At 74.1% G+C, this 20,787-nt stretch carries 16 protein-coding genes; 9 read left to right on the top strand and 7 right to left on the bottom strand.

What is annotated here, in order from left to right:
• Positions 1-324: 324 nt before the first annotated feature.
• Positions 325-3,018: a cellulose binding domain-containing protein gene (locus ACGFH9_RS10850; RefSeq protein WP_393217350.1), complete on the bottom strand. Its 2,694-nt coding sequence runs from the start codon at positions 3,016-3,018 to the stop codon at positions 325-327.
• Between the two features lie 417 nt (positions 3,019-3,435).
• On the opposite strand from ACGFH9_RS10850, the gene ACGFH9_RS10845 reads away from it, so the two are divergent.
• Genes ACGFH9_RS10845 through ACGFH9_RS10835 form a run of 3 tightly spaced genes read left to right on the top strand, consistent with a single transcriptional unit; the run spans position 3,436 to position 5,225 of the window.
• The gene (locus ACGFH9_RS10845) at positions 3,436-4,122 is read left to right on the top strand and encodes a BON domain-containing protein (RefSeq protein WP_393217349.1); all 687 of its coding nucleotides are present in this window, start codon (positions 3,436-3,438) and stop codon (positions 4,120-4,122) included.
• A gap of 60 nt (positions 4,123-4,182) precedes the next feature.
• Entirely contained in the window at positions 4,183-4,680 is a 498-nt protein-coding gene (locus ACGFH9_RS10840; protein ID WP_393217348.1) for a redoxin domain-containing protein, read from the top strand.
• Positions 4,677-5,225 carry a thioredoxin domain-containing protein gene (locus tag ACGFH9_RS10835; protein ID WP_355241184.1) on the top strand — a complete coding sequence of 183 codons (549 nt, stop codon included), beginning with the start codon at positions 4,677-4,679 and terminating at the stop codon, positions 5,223-5,225. The genes ACGFH9_RS10840 and ACGFH9_RS10835 overlap by 4 nt, the downstream gene beginning before the upstream one ends.
• 35 nt (positions 5,226-5,260) lie before the next feature.
• Here ACGFH9_RS10835 and ACGFH9_RS10830 read toward each other — a convergent pair whose 3' ends face one another.
• Positions 5,261-8,122: a LuxR C-terminal-related transcriptional regulator gene (locus ACGFH9_RS10830; protein ID WP_393217347.1), complete on the bottom strand. Its 2,862-nt coding sequence runs from the start codon at positions 8,120-8,122 to the stop codon at positions 5,261-5,263.
• An 88-nt stretch (positions 8,123-8,210) separates the two neighbouring features.
• Here ACGFH9_RS10830 and ACGFH9_RS10825 point away from each other — a divergent pair, with 88 nt between their 5' ends.
• The 5 genes from ACGFH9_RS10825 (at position 8,211) to serS (ending at position 13,538) form a co-directional block, all read left to right on the top strand.
• A complete protein-coding gene (locus tag ACGFH9_RS10825; RefSeq protein WP_393217359.1) occupies positions 8,211-8,636 on the top strand; it encodes a hypothetical protein in 426 nt (141 codons plus the stop codon).
• Positions 8,633-9,775 (top strand): alcohol dehydrogenase catalytic domain-containing protein, encoded by a 1,143-nt coding sequence (locus tag ACGFH9_RS10820; RefSeq protein ID WP_393217346.1) that lies wholly within the window; start codon positions 8,633-8,635, stop codon positions 9,773-9,775. The genes ACGFH9_RS10825 and ACGFH9_RS10820 overlap by 4 nt, the downstream gene beginning before the upstream one ends.
• Before the next feature lie 51 nt (positions 9,776-9,826).
• Complete coding sequence (locus ACGFH9_RS10815; protein ID WP_393217345.1) at positions 9,827-11,032, top strand: saccharopine dehydrogenase family protein; 1,206 nt, start codon at positions 9,827-9,829, stop codon at positions 11,030-11,032.
• Positions 11,033-11,057: 25 nt separating this feature from the next.
• A complete protein-coding gene (locus ACGFH9_RS10810; RefSeq protein WP_393217344.1) occupies positions 11,058-12,158 on the top strand; it encodes a MerR family transcriptional regulator in 1,101 nt (366 codons plus the stop codon).
• 96 nt (positions 12,159-12,254) lie between these two features.
• Complete coding sequence (gene serS / locus ACGFH9_RS10805; RefSeq protein ID WP_393217343.1) at positions 12,255-13,538, top strand: serine--tRNA ligase; 1,284 nt, start codon at positions 12,255-12,257, stop codon at positions 13,536-13,538.
• A 93-nt stretch (positions 13,539-13,631) separates the two neighbouring features.
• Here the strand turns inward: serS and ACGFH9_RS10800 are convergent, their stop codons facing one another.
• The 3 genes from ACGFH9_RS10800 to ACGFH9_RS10790 are packed head-to-tail and all read right to left on the bottom strand — an operon-like array spanning position 13,632 to position 17,796.
• The gene (locus ACGFH9_RS10800) at positions 13,632-14,606 is read right to left on the bottom strand and encodes a cytochrome c biogenesis CcdA family protein (RefSeq protein ID WP_393217342.1); all 975 of its coding nucleotides are present in this window, start codon (positions 14,604-14,606) and stop codon (positions 13,632-13,634) included.
• 41 nt (positions 14,607-14,647) lie between these two features.
• Positions 14,648-16,114, bottom strand: coding sequence for an NADH-ubiquinone oxidoreductase-F iron-sulfur binding region domain-containing protein (locus ACGFH9_RS10795; protein ID WP_393217341.1), 1,467 nt, complete (start codon positions 16,112-16,114; stop codon positions 14,648-14,650).
• Positions 16,111-17,796: a hypothetical protein gene (locus ACGFH9_RS10790; protein ID WP_393217340.1), complete on the bottom strand. Its 1,686-nt coding sequence runs from the start codon at positions 17,794-17,796 to the stop codon at positions 16,111-16,113. Before ACGFH9_RS10790 ends, ACGFH9_RS10795 begins: the two co-directional genes overlap by 4 nt.
• A gap of 304 nt (positions 17,797-18,100) precedes the next feature.
• Between ACGFH9_RS10790 and ACGFH9_RS10785 the strand changes: the two genes are divergently transcribed.
• A complete protein-coding gene (locus ACGFH9_RS10785) occupies positions 18,101-19,012 on the top strand; it encodes a L,D-transpeptidase (RefSeq protein WP_393217339.1) in 912 nt (303 codons plus the stop codon).
• 9 nt (positions 19,013-19,021) lie between these two features.
• On the opposite strand, the gene ACGFH9_RS10780 is transcribed toward ACGFH9_RS10785, so the two are convergent.
• Both ACGFH9_RS10780 and ACGFH9_RS10775 read right to left on the bottom strand, forming a co-directional pair.
• Positions 19,022-19,654 (bottom strand): response regulator, encoded by a 633-nt coding sequence (locus tag ACGFH9_RS10780; protein ID WP_393217338.1) that lies wholly within the window; start codon positions 19,652-19,654, stop codon positions 19,022-19,024.
• A complete protein-coding gene (locus ACGFH9_RS10775; RefSeq protein WP_393217337.1) occupies positions 19,651-20,781 on the bottom strand; it encodes a sensor histidine kinase in 1,131 nt (376 codons plus the stop codon). The genes ACGFH9_RS10780 and ACGFH9_RS10775 overlap by 4 nt, the downstream gene beginning before the upstream one ends.
• Between the last annotated feature and the right edge of the window lie 6 nt (positions 20,782-20,787).

The raw sequence follows: 20,787 nt of genomic DNA, 5'->3' as shown, positions 1-20,787 counted from the left end.
ACAACCCGAAACCGTTCGTGTGGACCAAGACCGCCGAGGAGATCCTCGACTCCCTCGCCAGATATTGCAAACGAATTTCAGGCGCAGGACACTAGGGCCTGTTTCATACGGGCGGTCGAGCCGAGGCCGGCCAGGGGCTTTGACACACGCCTGGCGAACGGTACGCGAGTGGGCCCCGTCGACATCGCGTCGGCGGGGCCCACTCGCATCGGGTGGCGGTGCTGGGCCGGTGGCTTGTGCCCGGTCCGCCGAGGTGCCGGACCCCTCAGGCAGCCCCGGCGGACCGGTGTTCTCGGGTGGCCCGGACGACGCCGGGCCACCGGGTCAGCGACTCGTGCAGGTCACCGCCGTCGGCGGCGAGTTGGTGCCGGTCCAGGAGGCGAGGAAGCCGATGGTGGTGCTGGCCCCGGCGCCGAGCGCGCCGTTCCAGCCGCTGTCCACGACCGAGACGACCGCCCCGTTCTGGGTGTGGGTGCCGCCCCACAGTTGGCTGATGCGCTGGCCGTTGGGGAAGGTCCAGGCAAGCGTCCAGCCGGCGATGGGCCTGGTGCCGGGGTTGCTGACCACAACTTCGGCCTGGAATCCACCCGACCAGGAGCCGGTGACCCGGTAGGTCGCCGCGCAGCCACCGACCGGGGGCGGCGTGGTCGTCGGGGGCGGCGTGGTGGGCGGCGGCGTGGTGGGGGGCGGGGTCGTCGGAGGCGGGGTCGTCGGTGTGCCGCCGGTGCGGTCGGCGACCAGGATGCCGCGACCGTTGGTGCCCAGGTAGACACGGCCGTAGACCCGGGGGTCGCCGGTGAGCGCCTCGGTCGGGTTGCCGTACTGGTGGCGGTCGTCGTTGATGCGTACCCACGTCGTGCCGCCGTCGTCGGAGCGGTGCACGCCGGGTTGGCCGTCCACGGTGCCGTAGAGGAAGACGGCGGGGTTCGTCCGCCCGGGGGCCGCCTTGCCGAAGCCGACGTTGCCGGAGGCGCTGACGCCGCCCAACTTGGTGAAGCTGGCACCGGAGTCGGTGGACCGCCAGAGTCCACCCGGGCCGGCCAGCCACAACTCGCCCGAGCGGCCGGGCAGCGCCTTGAACCGCACGTCGGAGGCGGGCAGGCCGGTCGCCGCCGTCGCGGTGAAGGTCGCACCGCCGTTGGTGCTCAGGTAGAACCGCCCGCCGCTGAAGCCGTAGAACCGGTTGGGGTCGACGCGATCGGACTCGATTGTCGCGTTCGCCGGGATGCCGCTGGACGCCGCCCACGAGTTGCCGAAGCCGACCGAGTAGACCACCCGCTGGCCCACGTCGCCGGGCGACCAGACGAACCGGCTGCCGTCGGCGGCCGCGGCGACCGTGCCGCCGGCGTTGACACCGGACGGCTCGGTGCCCTGGAACCAGGTGGCCCCGCCGTCGGTGGAGAACGCGACGTGGCTGTCGTTGGGCCGGTCGGAGTCGGTGAAGCTACCGGCGCGGACCAGGGTGGCCGGCTTGCTCTCGGCGTAGTCCAGGCTCGTGGTGCTGGTGAAGACCGGCTGGGTGAACAGCATCGACGGGATGGTGTCCAGATCGACGTGCCGGAAGCCGCCGACGTCGCCGAGCGCGCTGATCAGCGGCGCGCCGCTGGGTGGGCTGACGAGGTCGAGGACGGCGGTCTCCTCCAGGCCGCGGACCATCGGCCGGATCGTGAACTGACCACCGGTGTCCCACTTGGTGAGGTCGGTGGTGCCGTAGATGGTGGCGCCGGTGCCGTACATCATCCGGTTGGAGTCGTGCGGGTCGATCTCCACCGACTCGTTCATCCAGCCCAGCTTGGGCGTCTCCTCGGGTGGCGCCGGGTTGGTGCCGAAGGTCAGCCAGGGCACCGAGCTGATGTCCATCGTGTAGCGCTTGGACCGCTGCGGGTAGCTGGTGAAGTCCCAGATACGGGTCCAGCTCGCGCCACCGTCGGTGCTGCGGAAGAAGATCGCGTCCGGCCACCAGGAGACCTGGGTGGCCACCATCAGCGTGTTGGGGTGCTGCCGGTCGATGGTCAGGCCGCTGTAGCCGAAGTAGTCGTCGCCGCTGGTGGAGGGGATCGGGCTGATCCGCGTCCAGGCCCCGGTCGACCGGGTGAACTTCCAGACGTCGCCCTTGCCGCCGTCGTACGGGCCGCCGGTGTCGCTGGTGGCGATGTAGAGGTGGCCGCCGACCGGGTCGACGACGCCCTTGTGCGCCAGGTAGCCGGTGGGTTGCCCGGGTATGCGCGACCAGGTGACACCGCCGTCGGTGCTGCGGTAGACCGGGTTGTCCTTGTCGGCCACACCCACGTAGATCGTCTGCGTGGTGGCGCCGGCGGTGCCGGTGCTCTTGTCGAAGCTGACCCAGGTGAGGCCCTGGTTCTGCCCGTTGTAGCCGTTCGGGTCGCTGGGGTCGGCCCGGTAGTTGCCGGCGTTGGGGAAGGCCGTGACCCGGACCCAGGTCGCCCCGTAGTCGGTGCTGCGCCACAGCCCGTTGCCGCCCTCGGCACCGTAGTAGAGGGTGCTGTTCCGATTGGGGTCGACGGCCAACCGCTCGCCCATGCCCCGGCCCGGCATGTTGCCGCCGTTCTTGAACGGCAACTCGGTGACCTGCCAGGTGGCGCCCTTGTCGGTCGAGCGCAGGATCGCGCCGTTGTTCGGGTCCCAGCCGTTGGTGTACATGCCGACGGCCGCGTACACCCGGTTGGTCTGCACCGGGTCGGTGGCGATGCTGACCACGCCGTTGTAGCCCCAACGGTCCGCGCCGACCCAGTCGAGCAGGGGCGTCCAGGACTGGCTGGACTGCTCCCAGCGGTAGGCCCCGCCGATATCGGTGCGGGCGTAGATCAGGTTCTTCTCGGTGGGGTTGAAGACGATGCCGGGCACGAAGCCACCGCCGCCGACCGGGACGTTGCGCCAGGTGTACGCCTCGGCGGCGGCCGGAGCCGGCACCGAGCCCGCGGCGGTGATCGGGACCGCCACGACGGCCGTGGCGACGGCCAACGCCGACACGACCGCACCGGCCAGTGATCTGGGCATCTGCGTTCCTCTCGGGGGTGGGGACCCGGGAGTCGGGATCGACCGGGGATGGCGTCGCGGCCCGGGGGACGAGCACGGCGACGCGGGGACGGGTCGATCGGAAGGTGATGCGTCGTGGCCCGGGGGACGGACGACGACGCAGGGAACGGATCGGAGCTTGCCCTGGCTCCAACCACCCGACGCGAGGCTCCCGCGATCGAGGAACGCACTCACCCTAACCGATTCGACGCCGCTATGGAAGCGCTCCCATCAGTGCCCGCCAGCAGCCGTCCCGTGCAGGTCCGCGCGGGCCCGTCGCCCGCACCGGGTGAGGTCGGGTCACCCGCACGACCGGCAGGATCGGACCTCGGCGGGCCCACTGGCCACGGCCCTCATCCCGGGCCGCCGGAAGGGCACGCGAGCGCAAGGGAGGGACAGATGGCCATCGCGACGATCGCGCGTACCGACCAGGACATCCAGTCCGCCGTCCTCGACGAGTTGACCTGGGAACCCCGGGTGCAGCCGCACGAGATCGGCGTGGCAGTCGCCGAGGGCGTCGTCACGCTGACCGGACGGGTGGACAGCTACGCCAAGAAGTGGGCCGGGGAACGCGCCACGCACCGCGTCACCGGCGTCCGGGCGGTCGCCAACGACCTGACCGTGCAGTTGACCGGCAGCGACGAGCGTGCCGACCCGGACCTGGCCGCCGCGGCCGGCAACGCCCTGGAATGGGACGCGTTCGTGCCCATCGAGAAGCTCGACGTCACCGTCTCGGCCGGGTGGGTGACGCTGCACGGTGAGGTCGAGTGGGAGTACCAGCGCCGGGCCGCCGAACGGGCGGTCTGCCGGCTGACCGGCGTCCGTGGTGTCAGCAACGGCATCACCATCCAGCCGAACGCGACGCCGGACGGGGTGAACCTGGCCGAGAAGATCGTGGACGCGCTGGCCCGGGCCGGGGCAACCGAGGCGGAGCGGGTCACCGTGCGGGTGCACGGCGACACCGCGGTGCTCGCCGGACTGGTGCACTCCATGCCCGAACGGGCCGAGGTCGAGCAGGTGGCCTGGTCCGCGCCGGGCATCCGGGAGGTCCAGAACCACATCGCGGTCGCGCCGGTCCTGCGCTGAGCGCGGTACCACCCGGGACGGGTGAGCCGGCCTCACCCGCCCCGGGGACAGGCTGGGGGCATGAGTGATCCGAACGGGCTGATCCAACCCGGGCGTCCCGCGCCCGGCTTCACCCTGGCGAGCACTCCGGACGGGCGCCGGACCGGGCCCGAGCAGTTCCGGGGTCGCCCGGTCGTCCTCGTCTTCTACCCCGCCGATTGGAGCCCCGTCTGCGGGGACCAGATGTCGCTCTACCAGGCGGCGGCACCGGTGTTCGAGCAGTACCAGGCGATGGTGCTCGGCATTTCGGTGGACAGCATCTGGTCGCACCGGGCGTTCGCCGAGAACCGGGGCATCACCTTCCCGCTGCTGTCCGACTTCGAGCCCAAGGGCGAGGTGGCGCGCCGGTACGGCGCGTACGCCCCGCAGGGCGAGGCGGCCCGCGCGCTCGTGGTGCTCGACCAGGACGGGACGGTGGCGTGGAGCTACCTCTCCCCGATGGACGTCAACCCGGGCGCGGACGGGATCTTCGACGCGCTCGACAACCTCGATCGAGAGCGGAAGGTGATGGCCGGATGACCACCCCACTACAGGTCACCGCCCGGCTGCGGGAACCGGTGACCGTCGAGGACCATGTCCGCGGGCCGTCCAACGCGCCGGTGACGATCATCGAGTACGGCGACTTCCAGTGCCGGTTCTGCGGTGCCGCGTACCCGAACCTGCACGAGTTGCTGCGCCAACGCGCCGACACGGTACGCCTGGTCTACCGCTACTTCCCCATCGCCAACGTCCACCCGTACGCCGAGCGGGCCGCGGAGACGGCGGAGGCGGCCGCGGCGCGGGGGAAGTTCTGGGAGATGCACGACTGGCTGTACGAGCACCAGGACCAGTTGGACCCCGTGCACCTCTCGCTCGGCGTCGAGCAGCTCGGGCTGCCGACGGACGAGGTGAACGGCGAGGTGGAGCGCCGGACGTACGCCGACCGGGTGCGCCGCGACTTCGTCGGCGGAATCCGCAGCGGGGTCAACGGCACGCCGACCCTCTTCGTCAACGACGTCCGGCACGACGGCGGGTACGACCTGCCCGACCTGCTGGCCGCCGTGGACGCGGCGGCGAACGCCTGATCCGCGTCGGCTGGTCCGGGCGGCGGTCCCGCCGTTCAGATCAGCCGCAGCTCGCGCGCCCGCCGGACCGCCTCACGCCGGCGGGTCGCGCCGAGTTTGCGGTAGATGTTGCGCACGTGCGTCTTGACCGTGTTGACCGACAGCGACAGCTCACTGGCGATCTCCACGTTGGACAGGATGCTCTGCAGGTAGCGCAGGATGGTCAGCTCGCGCTCGGTGAGCGGCTCGTCGAGCAGCCCGACCGGCACGACCGCCGGGCGGGGCGTGCTCTCCTCGACGCCCCGGACCAGGTCGCTGACCAGTGCGAAGTGCGCGGTGCCCGCGTCGAGACGGGCGGCCAGCAGGTCCCGCACCGACGGTTCGGCCCGGGTGAACGCCCGACGGCAGCCCTGCGGGCCGGCCAGGTCCAGCACCTGCTCCAGGACGCGGCCGGCCCGGCGTACGTCTCCGGCCCGCTCGGCGAGCACCGCCTCCAGCAGGCCGGCGTCCAGGCGTACCGGCAGGGGCCAGGCGGTGGCCGGCGACGCCTGCCAGTCCGGCAGGGCCCGCCCGGCGGCTCCGACGTCGCCGGCCCGCAGCGACAGCCGGGACAGGGCCACGTCGAGCGCCGGGGTGCCGGCGTCGCCCGTCGCACCGGCCAGCAGGGCCCGGGCGCCGTCCAGGTCGCCCCGCTCGGCCCGCGTCTCGGCCTCGGCCGCCCGGAGCAGGCTCGACAGTTCGGTGGCGGCGGGCTCGTGGGGCAGGGCCTCCCGGGCGCGGACGAGCAGCCGCTGAGCGGCCGCCGGGTCACCCGAGTCCCGATCGAGAGCGGCACGGCAGAGCGCGAAGACGGCCCCGGCCACCGGCTCGCCGACCGCCTCCGGCACGTCGGGCACGCCGAATGCCGGGCCGGCGAGCGCGAGGTTCGCGGCGGCCTCCTCGGGCTGGTCGCGGTGCAGGGCCACCACCGCCAACGCGAGGTACGCGTAGCCGCAGTCGAGGCGGCAGGACCAGCCCCGCCAGGGCGGCATGCCCAGCGCGTCGCGGGCCGCCTGCTCGGCGGAGCGGAGGTCGCCGCGGACGGCGAGCAGCAGCGCGGCGCGGCTGGCGGCGACCAGCTCGGTACGCGGTCGGCCCGCCTCCCGGGCTGCCGCCCGGACCCGGACGAACCGTGTGTCGGGCAGCCCACCGCCGGACATCTCGACCAGACCCAGCGCGGTCCCGGTGAACGCCCGCAGGTCGGCGTCCTCGACCGTCGAATCCCGAGTCGACACCCCAGTCGGCGACCCGCCCGCCGGGTCGACCGACGGGCCGACCGGTGAGCCGGACGGCGGGGCGGCGGTTGCGCGGGTACGCAGCAGCCGGGCGGCGGCGGCCCGGGCCTGCGGCAGGTCGCCGACGAGCCGGGCGAGGGTCAGCTCCAACGCTGTGGCCAACCGCAGGAACCGGTCCCGTCGCGGCACCGGCAGCGCGTCCGCGTACCCGGCGGCGGTGCGCAGGTGGCCGGCGGCGGCGCCCAGGTCACCGGCGTACGCCCGCTCGGCGGCACTGGCCAGCGCCACCTCCGGATCGGCGGCGACCGCGTCCGGAGGCGGGGACGGCGGCGGCGGACCGTCGACCGGATCGTGGTCGTAGCGGGTCAGCTCCGGCCAGTGCGCGACGAACAGGTCGGCGGCCAGGTCCCAGCGCCCGGCGGCGAGGGCGTGCCGCAGCCCGTCGGCCGGTCGCTCCGCGTCGGCGTACCAGTCGGACGCCCGCGCGTGCAGCTCCCGCACCTCGTCGTCGGGCAACCGGGCCAGCTCGGCGCGGAGCAGATCGGCGAGCAGGGGGTCGCAGCGGTACCAGGGCGGGCGGCTGTCCTCCCGGCGCAGCAGGCCACCGGCCCTGGCCAGGTCGGCAAGCGCCTGCCCGGCATCGGTGCGGCCGGTCAACGCCTCGGCCAGGTCGGCGCAGACGGTGTCGGCGAGGGCGGTGCGGCGCAGCAGGTCCCGGTCGGCCGGGTCCATCGCGGCCAGCACCTCCTCGTGCAGATAGCCGGCGATCTCCGGTTGGTCGCCGCCGAACTGCCCCACCCAGCGCTCCGGGTCGGGCTGTCCCCGCAACGCCAGCGCGGCGATTCGCAGCGCGGCCGGCCAGCCTCCGGTGCGTTCGCGCAGCCGGCGTACCGCCTCGGTCGGCAGCGGCGCGCCGTGCGCGGTCAGCAGGTCGGCCACCTCGTCGTCGGTGAAGGCCAGGTCGTCCGGGCCGATCTCGGTGAGTTCACCGGCGAGGCGGAGCCGGTGCAGGGCCAGCGGCAGACCGGCCCGTGCACCGACCACCAGCCGCAGCCGCTGCTCGGAGTGCCGCAGCAGGAACTCCAGCCCGCTCAGCGCGGCCGGGTCGGTGATCCGGTGCAGGTCGTCCAGGACCAGCAGCACGGGCCGCGGCGCGGCGGCGAGCCCGGCCGCCAGCAGTTCCAGCTGGTCGGGGCGCGGCGGGCCGGTGGGCAGCGGAGTGACCAGGTCGTCGTCCGCCGCGCGGGTGGCCGTGCGCAGCGCCGCCGCCAGGTACGCCCAGAGCCGGTCGCCGTCGTCGCCGGCCTCCACCGAGACCCACGCCGGCGCGGACGCGTACTCGGGTTCGGTCAGCCGCACCCAGGAGGCGAGCAGCGTGGTCTTGCCCCACCCGGCGGGTGCGGCGACCAGGGTGACCGGCCCCGCGCCGCCCTCGTCGAGGCGGCGCAGCAGGCGGGGTCGGGCCACCACCGGTTCGGGCGGCACGGTCGGCGTCAGCCGGGACGAGAGCAGGGGCTGCCCGCCCCGTCGCCCCACCGCCGTGCCGACCCGCGCGTGATCCTGCTGTTCCGGCACCCGGCCCCACCCCCGCCGCCGCGTTCCACCCCCGGTCGGCGAGCGGTTACCCGGAGCGGACCGGTTCACCCCTTCCGGGCGAGCCCGCTTCACCCAGACCCGGCCGACGATCGGAAGACGTGGACCGGGAGGACGGATGGGACGCACGAGACGGCTGATGCGGGCGGGCTCGGCGCTCGGCGGCGGCGCGCGGGCCGGGGCGGCACGGCTTCTGCGCGTACCCCGACGGGGTGGCCGGACCGGCGCGGACCGGGACGCCACCGCGGCCGGGTGGGAGGTGGTGACGGTGGATCGGCCTCCCGAGCAGGTGCTTCCCGGCGGCCGGTGGCCGGAGCCGCTGCGCCGCCTGGACGGTGTGGTGGAGGTGCGGGTGCGGCAGGCCCCGGGTGACCGGGGCACCGAGCTCGCCGCCCGCCCACTGCCCCGTGCCACCGCGACGGCCGGGCTCGCCGCCCACCTGGTCGGCGACGATCCGCGAATGCTGGTCCGGCGGACCCTGCGCCAGGTCAAGCAGCGCGTGGAGGCCGGTGAGGTGCTGCGTGCGGACCGCTCGGCGGTGGACCGCCCGAGGGTCCGCGGGTGAGGGCGCTGTGCTGGGTGGCCGCCGACGAACTGGCGGTACGCGAGGTGCCCGACCCGGAGTTGCGCAACGAGCGGGACGTCATCGTACGCGTCCGTCGCAGCGCCACCTGTGGCGGCGACCTGCCGCTGTTGGCGGGACGGGACCCGCTGCTGAGCGCCGGTGACGTGCTGGGGGCGGAGTTCGTGGGCGAGGTGGTCGAGGTCGGGCCGGCGATCCGGGGGCACCGGGTCGGCGACCGGGTGGTGGTCGGCGCGAGCGTCGCGTGCGGCGGCTGCTGGCAGTGCCGCCGAGGCCGGCACTCGTGCTGCGACAATGCCGGCGTCGACGTGGCGAGCGTCGATCCGGGCTGGGGCCGTTCGGACGCCGGCTGCTTCGGTCGGCCCCGGGCGGCGGGCGGCTTCGCCGGCGGGCACGCGGAGTACGTGCGGGTGCCGTACGCCGACGTGGGCGCGTTCCGGGTGCCGGACGCGGTCGACGACGACCGGGCGCTGTTCGCCGCCGACGCCGCGCCGACCGGCTGGCTGGCGGCCGAGCTGGGCGAGGTACGGCCCGGCGACGTGGTGGCGGTCTGGGGCGCCGGGGCGGTCGGCCAGTTGACCGCCCGGGCCGCCGTGCTGCGCGGGGCGGCCCGGGTGCTCGTCGTCGACAGGCACGAGGAACGGCTGCGGATGGCCGAACGGCACGCCGGGGCGGAGCCGCTGGACTACCGCCGCACCGACGTGGCGGCGGAGCTGTGCGAACGCAGTGGTGGGCGAGGCCCGGACGTGTGCGTGGTCGCGGTCGGCCCGCCACGGCCCCGCTCGGTCGCCGACCGGTTCACCGGTGCCGACCGTCCGGACGCGGTGCGCGAGGCGGTGCACGCCTGCCGCAAGGACGGCGTGGTGGTGGTGCTCGGTGGAACCGGCGGGTTCGTCGACGCGTTCGACCTGGGCGCGGTCACCGACCGGCGACTCACGGTGCGCGGGGCACGTCGGCCGGACCTGGGGGACGTACCGATGCTGCTGCACCGGATGGCCCGCGACGAGCTGCGGACCGAACACCTGGCCACCCACCGGCTCCCCCTTGGCGACGGCGCACGGGGGTACGCGCTGTTCGCCGACCGCGCCGACGGATGCGTGCGGGCCGTGTTCACGCCGTGACCCGCGTCAGCGGGATCGGCGCTGGGCGATGACGGGTGGCAGACTCGGGCGATGACGGGCGAGCGTACGTACGACGTGGTGCTGTTCGGCGCGACCGGCTTCACCGGCGGGCTGACGGCGGAATACCTGGCCCGGCACGCGCCGCCCGGTCTGCGTTGGGCGCTGGCCGGCCGCGACCCCGGTCGCCTCGCCGCCGTGCGCGACCGGCTCGCCGCGATCGACCCCACGCTTGTCGACCTGCCGCTGCTGCACGCCGACGTGACCGACGCCGACTCGCTGCGCGTGGTGGCGCAGAGCGCCCGGGTGGTCGCCAGCACCGTCGGGCCGTACGTCCACCACGGCGAGCCGCTGGTCGGGGCCTGCGCCCGGGCCGGCACCGACTACCTGGACATCACCGGCGAGCCGGAGTTCGTCGACCTGATGTACGTCCGTCACCACGCCGAGGCGACCCGCACGGGTGCCCGGCTGGTGCACGCCTGCGGGTTCGACTCCGTCCCGCACGACCTGGGCGTCTGGTTCACCGTCAAGCACCTGCCGGCCGGTGAACCGATCACCGTGGACGGTTACGTGCGAGCCGGCGCCCGCTTCTCCGGTGGCACCTACCACTCGGCGCTCACGGCGTTCGCCCGGACCGGGGAGGCCAGCCGGGCCGCCCGGGCCCGTCGGGCGGTCGAGCCGCGCCCCACCGACCGCCGGGTGCGCGCGGTGCCCGGCCGGCTGGCCCGCAGCGCGGAGCTGGGCATCTGGACCGTGCCGCTACCGACCATCGACCCCCAGGTCGTCCGCCGGTCGGCTGCGGCCCGCCCGGAGTACGGCCCGGACTTCCGCTACCGGCACTTCGCCGCGCTGAAGCGGCTGCCGACCGTGCTCGTCGGCGCGGTGGGGCTCGGCGCGCTGATCGGCCTGGTGAAGGTGCCGCCGACCCGGCGGTGGCTGCTCGGGCGGCTCGCCTCCGGGCAGGGGCCCACCGCGCAGCAACGGGCGTCGTCCTGGTTCCGGGTCCGGTTCGTCGGCGTCGGCGGCGGGCAGCGCGTGGTCACCGAGGTCGCGGGCGGCGACCCGGGCTACGACGAGACGGCGAAGATGCTCGCCGAGTCGGCGCTGTGCCTGGCGCTCGACGACCTGCCGCCGACCGCCGGCCAGCTCACCCCGGTCAGCGCGATGGGGGACGCCCTGCTCGACCGGCTGGTCCGCGCCGGGCTCACCTTCCGGGTGCTCGAGCGGGACGAGACGGCCCCGGCGCACCCGGCCGCTTGACCCTCGACCAGGTCGAGGGGGCAGGATGCCCGACGTGGTGAGCGACCTGCACAGCATCGGCGAGTTGGCCCGGGCCAGCGGCCTGACCGTCAGCGCGCTGCGCTTCTACGACTCGGCGGGCGTGCTGACGCCGGCCCTGGTCGACCCGGTGACCGGCTACCGCTGGTACACCGACGAGCAGATCGCCCCGGCCCGGCTGATCGCGGGGCTGCGTCGGGTCGGCGTGCCGGTACCGGACATCGCCGCCGCCGTACGCGCCGAGCCGGCCGAGGTGCACCGGCTGCTCGACGCGTACCTGCGCCGACTGGCCGACGGGCTCGCCGACGCCCGCCGCGAGATCACGCGGCTGCGGACCCTGGTCGACCCGGTCCGAGCCGTGGTCACCACGCTGCTCCTCTCCCCCGCCGAGCTGGCCGCCGCGCTCGACGCGGTGCGCTTCGCCGTGGGCGTCGACCCGGAGATACCGGCCCTGTCCGGGATGCTGCTCGACATCGAGCCGGACGGCGTGCGCCTGGTCGCCACCGACCGGCACCGCCTCGCACTGGCCCGGGCAGGAGCGGCCGTCGACGGGCCGCCCGCGCGGGTACTGGTGCCGGTGGACCTCGTCGACCGGCTGCGCCGGCTGCTGGACACCGACGACGGGCCGGTACGGCTGACGGTGGCCGGCACAGAGCTGCGGGTGACGGTGGCCGGCCGGACGCTCGCGGGCACCGCCCTGCCGTACGACTTTCCGGACTACCGGCGGCTGCTGCGCGAGGCCGTCGGCGCGCGGCCGGCCGCGTACCGCATCCCGGTGGACGTGGTGGCTCTGCGCGCCGCGCTGCGCGACCCGGCCGCCCCCACGCTGGCCCGCGAGTACGCCGGCACGCCGCTGGCGATCTCCGTCCTGGGCCTCGACGATTCGGGTGACCTGCGACTGCTGCACCCCGCCGAGCTGACCGGCCTGGTGACTGGGCCGGAAGCCGGGCTGCGGTTCGGGGTGAACGGCGAGTACCTGCTCGACGCCCTGGACGCGGCCGGCGGACCGCAACTGGTCCTGGAGCTGGACGGGCCGATCGCCCCGCTGGCCGTCCGACGCCCGGACGACGAGGACACCTACTCCGTGCTGATGCCGATCCGGCTGTAGAAACCGGTCGCGCTCCCCGTAGTCGGGTGGAAACGTGCGCGACGGTAGCATCTGATGGTTCACCAGTGAACCCCGGACGGAGGCGTACGGAGCAGCATGCTCGACATGGAGTTGATCCGGAAGGATCGCGAGGCGGTGGCGACCGCACTGGCGAAGCGACTGGATCCCGCCGAGGTCACCCGTTCCCTGGACGAGATCCAGCGACTCGATCAGGAACGCCGCTCCCTGATCACGGAGATCGACAATGAGCGGCAGCGCCGCAAGGCCGAGGCCCGGGCGTACGCGCAGGCGAAGCGCGCGGGCACCGAACCGCAGGTCACCGCCCCCGAGGCGGAGCGCAAGCAGCTCGCCGAGCTGGAGTCCCAGTTGGACGAGGTGCAGGCCCGGCTGCGCGACGCGATGAGCGAGCTGCCGAACCTGCCCGCCGACGACATCCTCCCCGGCGGCAAGGAGGCCAACCGGGTCGTCAAGACCTTCGGTTCGCCCCCGGCGATCGAGAAGGTCCGCGACCACGTGGAGCTGTCCCGCGCGCTCGGTCTCGTCGACTACGAGCGCGGCGTCAAGCTCGGCGGCTCCGGCTTCTGGATCTACACGGGCGTCGGCGCGCGGCTGGAGTGGGCGCTGCTCAACTACTTCGTCGACCAGCACATCAAGGCCGGGTACGAGTTCCTGCTTCCGCCGCACCTCCTGCTGGACTCGGCCGGTTTCGCCGCCGGTCAGTTCCCCAAGTTCTACGACGACGTCTACCACCTGGACGCCGCCTCCGCGCCGCGCGGGCAGTTCCTGCTGCCCACGTCCGAGACGGCGATCCTGGGCGCGTACCAGGACGAGATCCTGGAGACCGCGAAGCTGCCGTTGAAGGCGTTCGCGTACACGCCGTGCTACCGCCGGGAGTCGGCCGGGTCGCACTCGGACGAGCGCGGCACCGTACGCGGGCACCAGTTCAACAAGGTGGAGATCTTCCAGTTCACCCTGCCGGAGCAGGCCGACGCGGCGTTGGAGGAGATGCTCGCCCACGCCGAGAGCCTGGTCGAGGGGCTGGGCCTGCACTACCAGCGCACGCTGCTGTCCGCAGGTGACGCCAGCGCGTCGATGAAGAAGACCCTCGACATCGAGGTGTGGATGCCGAGTACCGGCAAGTACAAGGAGGTCTCGTCGGTCTCCTGGGCCGGCGACTACCAGGCCCGCCGGGCGGCCATCCGCTACCGCGAGCCGGGCGGCAAGCAGACCCGCTTCGTGCACACCCTCAACGGCTCCGCCCTGGCCACGAGCCGCCTCTTCCCGGCCATCCTGGAGCAGAACCAGCAGCCCGACGGCAGCGTCCTGATCCCCGAAGTCCTCCAAGACCGCCTAGGCACCAACCGCCTCACCCCCCGCTAACAGCCCCCCCGTCCCCGCCCCCCGCCCCCTCCCCCTGTCCCCGCCCCCGCCCCCTCCCCCTGTCCCCGCCCGCGCCCCCTGTCGATCATGAAGTTATTGCCCCTCACCTCGGCGTGTCAGGGCAATAACTTCATGATCGACAGGGCTGGGTGGGTGGGGACTGGGTGGCTGGGTGGGTGGGGGCTGGGTGGGTGGGTGTGGACGGCGGGAGCGTGCGGTGCGGGCTGCCAGGATCAGCAGCGCCGCCAGGGTGGCCAGGAGCACTGTTGGGCCCAGCTTGTCGACGGTGTCGGCCAGGGCATGCTGCACCTGCGAGGCTGCCTGGATGACCGGGTCTTCGAGGGCCTCTCGCCGGCCGGCGGCCAGCCGTAGCTCGTACCGGCCGTACCAGGCGACGTAGCCGCCCGCCAGCAGCAGCACCAGGCCGCTGAGCCGGGGCACCAGCGCACCGGCGACGCGCAACCGGGCCACCAGCGAGTCGCGCAGCAGCGCCACGCCGAGCGCGGCGACCGCGACCACCAGGCCCATCCCGAGGGCGTACGCGCCGAACAGGGCCAGCCCGCGCCCGGTCGAGCCGGCCTGGAGGCTGGTCACCACGATGGCCAGGAACGGTGCGATGGCGCAGCCGAGCGAGGCCAGCGCGTACGCCGCGCCGAACAGCGCCATCGACGGCCACGACCTGGTCAGCCGGGGCGCGCGCGCCGTCCAGCCCGGCGCGGGCAGTCGCCGGCCGGCGAGCAGCCAGCAACCGGCCGCGACCAGCAGCAGCCCGAGCACCACGGTCAGCCACGGCAGCCGGGGCCGCAGCCAGCCGGCCAGCGGCGCGAGCGCCAGACCGAAGGCGCCGAAGACCACCACGTACCCCAGGGTCAGCCCGGCCGCCGCGGTGAGCGCGCGACCGACCGCGCCGCGGGCGTCCGTCGCCCCGGCGACAAGCAGCGAGAGGTACGCGGGCAGCAACGCGAAGCCGCACGGGTTGACCGCCCCGAGCATGCCGGCGGTCAGCGCGAGCAGCAGCGGGCCCACGAGCGCCCCCACGATGACTGTCCGCCCGATCCGCTTGCGCATCCGCTGCTCCGTTCGACGGGTGTGGTGGTCGGTGCCTTTCCCTACTCGGCCTTCGCGAGGCGCAGGGCGAGTTCCGGGCAGACCTTGACGGCCTTGAGGGCGCCCTCGCGCAGCCAGGTCGGCACGGGCGTGGCCGGGAACGCCGGATAGCCGTTGCCGTCGAGCCGGATGAAGTCCGGCACCACGTGCGCGCAGAGCCCGTGCCCGTCGCAACGGGACCAGTCCAGGGTGAGCCTCTGCGGGTCGGGGTCGGGTGCGCCGGGCAGCCCCATGACGCCCTTGACCCGCCGGCCGCAGCCGTCGCCGGTGCTGTGCAGCCGCAGCTCGTCGGCGAAGACCTCGATCGCGGAGAGGGCGAACCGGGCCGTACCGTCCGGGTGGCTGCACGCGCCCCGGCCCTTGACCTCGCCAGCGGCGGCCCGGACGACGTCGGCCGGTTGGCTGCCGGCGACGGCCAGGTCGACCGCGCGGGCCAGGTCCGGCAGGCCCATCTTGCACGGGCCGCACTGGCCGGCGGACTCCCCGGCCAGGTAACGCACCACCTGCGCGGCCTCACCGAGCGGGCAGGTGTCGACCCCGACCGGGATGATGATGCCCGCGCCGAGGGTGCCGCCGACCGCTGCCAGGCCCTTGCGGGAGACCTCGGCCTTCTCCGCCGCCTCAGCGGTGATCCACTTGCCGTGGTAGCCGCCCATCAGGATGCCCTGGACGTCCGGCACCTCGCACAGGTCGAGGACGTCACGCAGCGGCATGCCGGCGGTGCACTCCACCACGGCCGGACGGGCTGCCGCGCCGGTCACGGTGAGCAGCACGGTGCCCGGTTCGTCGTCGGTGCCGAGCGCCGCGTACTCGTACGGGCCGAGCCGCGCGCCGACGGCGAGCTGGGCGAACGTCTCGGCGTTGGACAGCAGGGTCGGCAGCCCGCTGACCCCGGAGTCGCTGGAACGCTTCTTGGTGCCGGGCGGGATGTGCGGCAACCCGTTGATCCCGTTGACCAGGGCACCGCCCTCGCCGGAGATGAACCGGTGCGGCACGGTGACGATGGTGGTCGGCACCGGCATCCGGCGCTCGTCGAGCGCCTCCATCAGCGAGTCCCGGCCGACCCCGTCGTCCGCCACGCCGATGACGATCTCGTCGGCGTCCAGCGCGTACGCGGCCAGCGCCGCGCCGTCGAGGATCAGGTGCGGAGCGCGGGTCAGCAGCACCTTGTCCTTCCAACTCGCCGGTTCTCCCTCGGTGGCGTTGACCACCACCACCGCGGCGAGGTCCTGCCGCTCACAGGACTCGAGCACCGCGCGCAGCTTGCGGGCGAACGGGAAGCCCGCGCCGCCCTTGCCCTTGAGCTGCATGCCCTCGGCGAGCTGGAGGAGCTGCGCCGGCTCCATCGGGCCGATCGGGCCGTGCACCTCCTCGTGCGCGGCCAGGTCGAGTCGACCGAACTCGGCGAAGCCGGCGGTCAGCCGAGGCTCACCGACGCAGGCCACCGGAGGCACGGTCGTCCGCATCACTTCGCCTCACCCCGCAGCCCGGCCCAGTACGCCCCGTCCACGGCGTCCGCGCTGGCCTTGCGGCGCTTGGCGGAACGGCCCTCGCCGGCGGCCCGCCGGGCCCGCCGCGACGCCAGGTCGACGAGGGTCGGGGTGTCGTCGACGGGCGGCGGCACCTCCTCGGGGACGTACCGGGCCGGCGGGCGCCAGTAGTCGGGCTCCTCCGGGAGGTCGCCCTCGGCGCTGTGCCGGCCGCTGCCGCTACGCGGCGCCGCCGAGATGGGACCACTGGAGATCGGGCCGGCGGAGATCGGGCCGGCGGAGATCGGGCCGGCGGAGACCGGACCGGCGGAGACCGGACCGGCCGAGATCGGCTCGGCGGAGACCGGACCGGCCGAGATCGGCTCGGCGGCCTGCCAGCGGCGCGGGCTGTCCCACGGCTCCTCGGGCTCGGCGAGGGTCCGTTGAGGCGGTGCCGAGTACCGGGCGTCCTCGTCCTCGGAACGGGACCGACGGCTGCTCCGCTCGGCCGCCGGCTCCTCGGCGCGACGGCGACGGGTCGGGGCGGTCTCCTCGTCCCGGTCGCGGCTGCGCGAGGCGCGCCGGCGGGTCGCCGTCGTCTCCATCTCCTCCTCGGCGCTGCGGCGCGCGGAGCGGCGGGTCGCCGTCGTCTCCATCTCTTCGCGACGGTTCTGCCGGGCGGCTTCCTCGTCCCGGCGACGCCGGCTGGGCCGGGTCGGCTCGACCAGCGAGCCGGGCTCGGGCACCACCGGAACGGTGAACCGCTCGGGGTCGCGCCGCCGTGGGCCGGCCGGGGCCGTCCAGGTGGCGGTGGTGGCCTCCGCCCAGGCCGGGCGCTTGTCCTCGCTGGTCTCGCGACGGCGGCCCAGGCCGGCCAGCAGCAAACGCCCGCGGCCCTCCTCGGTGCCCCGCCCGGCCAGCGCCGCGTTGCGCACAGCGGCCTGGTGCTGCTCACGGCTGCGCCGACCGATGGTGACCGAGAGTCGGACCAGCAGCGCCAGCACGACCAACACGACGCACGCGAAATAGCTGAGGACCACCCAGGACGCGGCGGCCCGACCGGCGTTGAGGCCGTGCATGATCGCGAAGGGCCAGGCGAGGTACGCGGCGGAGTGCAGGGCCCGCCAGAGCCACTTGGGACCGACGCCGGCGAAGCGGGCCCGGATGATGCCGGTCCAGATCACGCTGACCATCAGCAGGGCGGCCACCGTGCCGAGGCCGACGTAGAGCCCCCGGCCACCGATGAACGGCACGAGCGAGTCGGTCGCCGCCGCCCGACCCGTGGCGATCTTGGTGAGGACGTGGAAGAACAGCCCGGCCACGCCCAGGACGCCGGTGGCGCGGTGCGCGGACTGCATCAGCACGCGGTGCGAGATGTTCAGCACCAGCCGGTCGGTGGCGACGAGACCCAGCATCACGGTGAGACTCAGCGACACCAGGGCGATCACCCCGGCGAAGAACTCGGTGAAGAAGAAGCCGTACGCGTACGCCATCTGACCGGTGCCGGTCAGCATGGTCGCCGCCCAGAACGCGGCGAGCATCGACGCGATCAGCAACATGGTCGCTGAGCGGGACCGGGTCCGCACCCCCCGACTGCTGGTGCTGGTCCGGACCTCGGTGGCCTTCTGGTTCTGCTTTGCCCGGGCCATCTGCTCCTCGATCGTCTCGCGGCGGCGCACCACCGGCCGACCCCTGCTCCCCCATCCAGTACGGAACGGCGGGCCCGGCGGATCACCAGTGGGCGAAAAATTCTCGGCCGCGATCGAACCGAGTGGCACCGCGATGCGTTGTGGATACCCACCTCAGGTGACACACAGTGACGAATGTCCATGGATTGACAGTCCTTGCAACACGCCGCGAACGTGCCGGCGCACGACGCGGTGGCCATCCACATCGGCGCACGGGTCTGACCGACCCCGGGACCTCCGGTGGGCGGGTATCGCCGAACCGGGAGTCCCGAGGCGTCCACCGCCATAGAGTGGTTTGGTGCCGTTTGACCGAATGTCCCCGTCCCGTCGTCGCGCCGGCTGGATCGCTGGCGCGGTCGCCGTACCCGTGCTGCTGGTCGTCGCGTTGCTGGTCGGGCAGGCTCTCACGCCACGCTCGACGGCCCCCGAGGGCCAGCGGGCGGTGGCCGCCGATCCGACGCCGAGCAGCGTCGAGCAGAGTCCGGAGGAGTCGGTCCCCCCGGCCGCGCCCGCCCCGGCCGGGCTGCCGGTGCTCGACTACGACCCCGCGCCCAAGGGCTTCCCCGCCGACCCGGCCACCATGGACACCACCCCGCTGACCGAGGGCGTGCACCCGACCCGCCGGATCGCCGCGTACGACTCCCCGGGCGGCCGACCGTTGGCGTTCGTCGAGCCGACGCTCGCCGGTGTCGAGTTGACCGTACCGATCGCCCAACGGCGGGCCGGCTGGACGGCCGTCCTGCTGCCGTCGGCGAACCGGCAACTCGCCTGGCTGCCACCGGGCGGCTTCGACACCGTCGCCCTGCGCGACCAGATCGTGGTGGAGCGCAGGACACACCGGCTCACCTGGTACCGGGCCGGTAAGGCGGTGCGTTCCTGGGAGACGAGCCTCGGCCAGTCGGGGCAGGAGACGCCGCTCGGGCGGACCTTCATCCTGGGCCGCACCCCGCCGCCCGAGGAGGTCTACGGCGGGGTGGACATCTACGCCCTGGGCTCGGTGCCGGACGACCCGGAGGCGGTACCGACCGGCCTCAAGGGCGCGCACATCGGTCTGCACACCTGGTACAACGACGACGACCTGGGTGAGAACACCACCAACGGCTGCATCCGGGTGACCCGCAGCGGTCAACGCGAACTGCTCGCCGAGGTCCTGCCCGGCAGCACCGTCGTGGTCGTCGACCAGCTCGCCACGCCACCGCCGACCGCCTGATCGGGCGGTTCAGTCGCCGAGCAGCCACCCGTTCTGCTCGGCGATGCGGACGGCCGCGGCCCGGTTGCGGGCGCCGGTCTTGCCGATCGCCGCGGACAGGTGGTTACGCACGGTCCCCTCGGACAGGTGCAGCGCCCTCGCCAGTTCGGCGACCGCGCCGCCACCCCGCGCCGCGCGCAGCACCTCGGTCTCCCGCTCGGTCAGCGGGCTCGCCCCGGTCGCCAGGGTCTCCGCAGCCAGCGTCGGGTCGACCACCCGCAGGCCGGCGTGCACCCGACGGACGGCGTCGGCGAGCTGCCGGGCCGGGGTGTCCTTGACCACGAAGCCGTTCGCACCGGCCTCCATCGCGCGACGCAGATAACCGGGCCGACCGAACGTGGTCACCACCAGCACCCGGCACGCTGGCCGGGCGGCCCGCAGCGCGGCGGTGGCGGCGATCCCGTCCAGGCCGGGCATCTCGACGTCCAGCAGGGCCACGTCGGGCGTGTGCCGCAGGGCCTCGGGCACCACCTCGTCGCCCCGACCCACCTCGGCCACCACGGTCAGGTCCGGCTCCAGCGACAACAGCGCGGCCAGCGCGCCACGCACCAGCGCCTGGTCGTCGGCGAGGAGCAGCCGGATCGGCGTGGCCGAGCCGCTCACCGGACCTCCACCGGAGCGTGCACCCGCAGCAGGAAACCGGTGCCGTCCCACCGCCGACCCACGCTCACCACGGCATCCAACCGGCGGGCCCGCTCTCGCAGACCAACGAGCCCGTATCCGGCGGACTCGGGAGTGGACGGCCCCCGACCGTCGTCGTCGACCTCGACCCCGTCCGGGTGCACCCGGATGGTGCAGCACCGCGCCCCGCTGTGTCGGACCACATTGGTCACCCCTTCACGCACCGTCCAGCCGAACAGCCGGTCCCACTCGGGCGGCAGCTCCGGCGTCTCGGCCGGCACCTCCGCCGCGATGCCCGCCGCAGCGAGCGCGGATCGGGCGCCGGCCAGCTCACCGGCGAGGGTGACCTCCCGGTACGCCCCGACGGTCTGCCGTACGTCCGCCAACGCCGCCCGCGCCAACTGCTCCACCTCGGCGATCTCGTGGGCGGCCCGGCCGGGGTCGACCTCGATGAGCCGTCCGGCCAACTCGGCCTTGATCGCCACCACGGTCAGTGAGTGCCCGAGGATGTCGTGCAGGTCACGAGCGGCACGAGCCCGTTCCTCGGCGATGGCGAGCCGGGCGATCTCCCGCTGGGCGGCCTGAAGTTCACTGTTGCGCTGGGCCAGCCCGGACACGCCGAACATGGCGAACGAGGCGAGCAGCACCGCGAAGACGATGCCGTTCTCCGACTCCCACCCCGGCACCAGCCGGGACGCCAGCGCGGGGGTCACGGCGCAGAGCGCCACGGTGGCCAGCGCCTCCCACAGCGGCAGCAGGAACACCCCGGCCGCGGCCACGTAGACCAGGATCGCCAACCAGTCTCCGTCGGTGCCCGGGATGCTGACCAGGCCCACCGCGAGCAGCAACAGCAGGGCCACCCGCGCCCGCCCGGCTGGGATCGGCAGCAGCAACTGGCGCAGCCGGCGGGCCCACTGGAACAGCAGCACGTAGCCCAGGCCGAAGCCGACCAGAGCGGTCACACCGACGACCCGCCGCCACAACTCCGGCTGGTGCAGCGCCGTGGAGATCGGCACGTTGAGGAAGAACAACCACACGGCGGCCAGCAGCCAGCCGATGTACCGCCAGTGGCGGTGCATCGGCCGGGGCTGCCCCGTCGGAAGGTCCATCGGGTT

This window comes from Micromonospora sp. NPDC049102, assembly GCF_043197485.1.
Classification (GTDB): Bacteria; Actinomycetota; Actinomycetes; order Mycobacteriales; family Micromonosporaceae; genus Micromonospora.
This window is presented reverse-complemented; position numbering and strand designations above follow the sequence as displayed.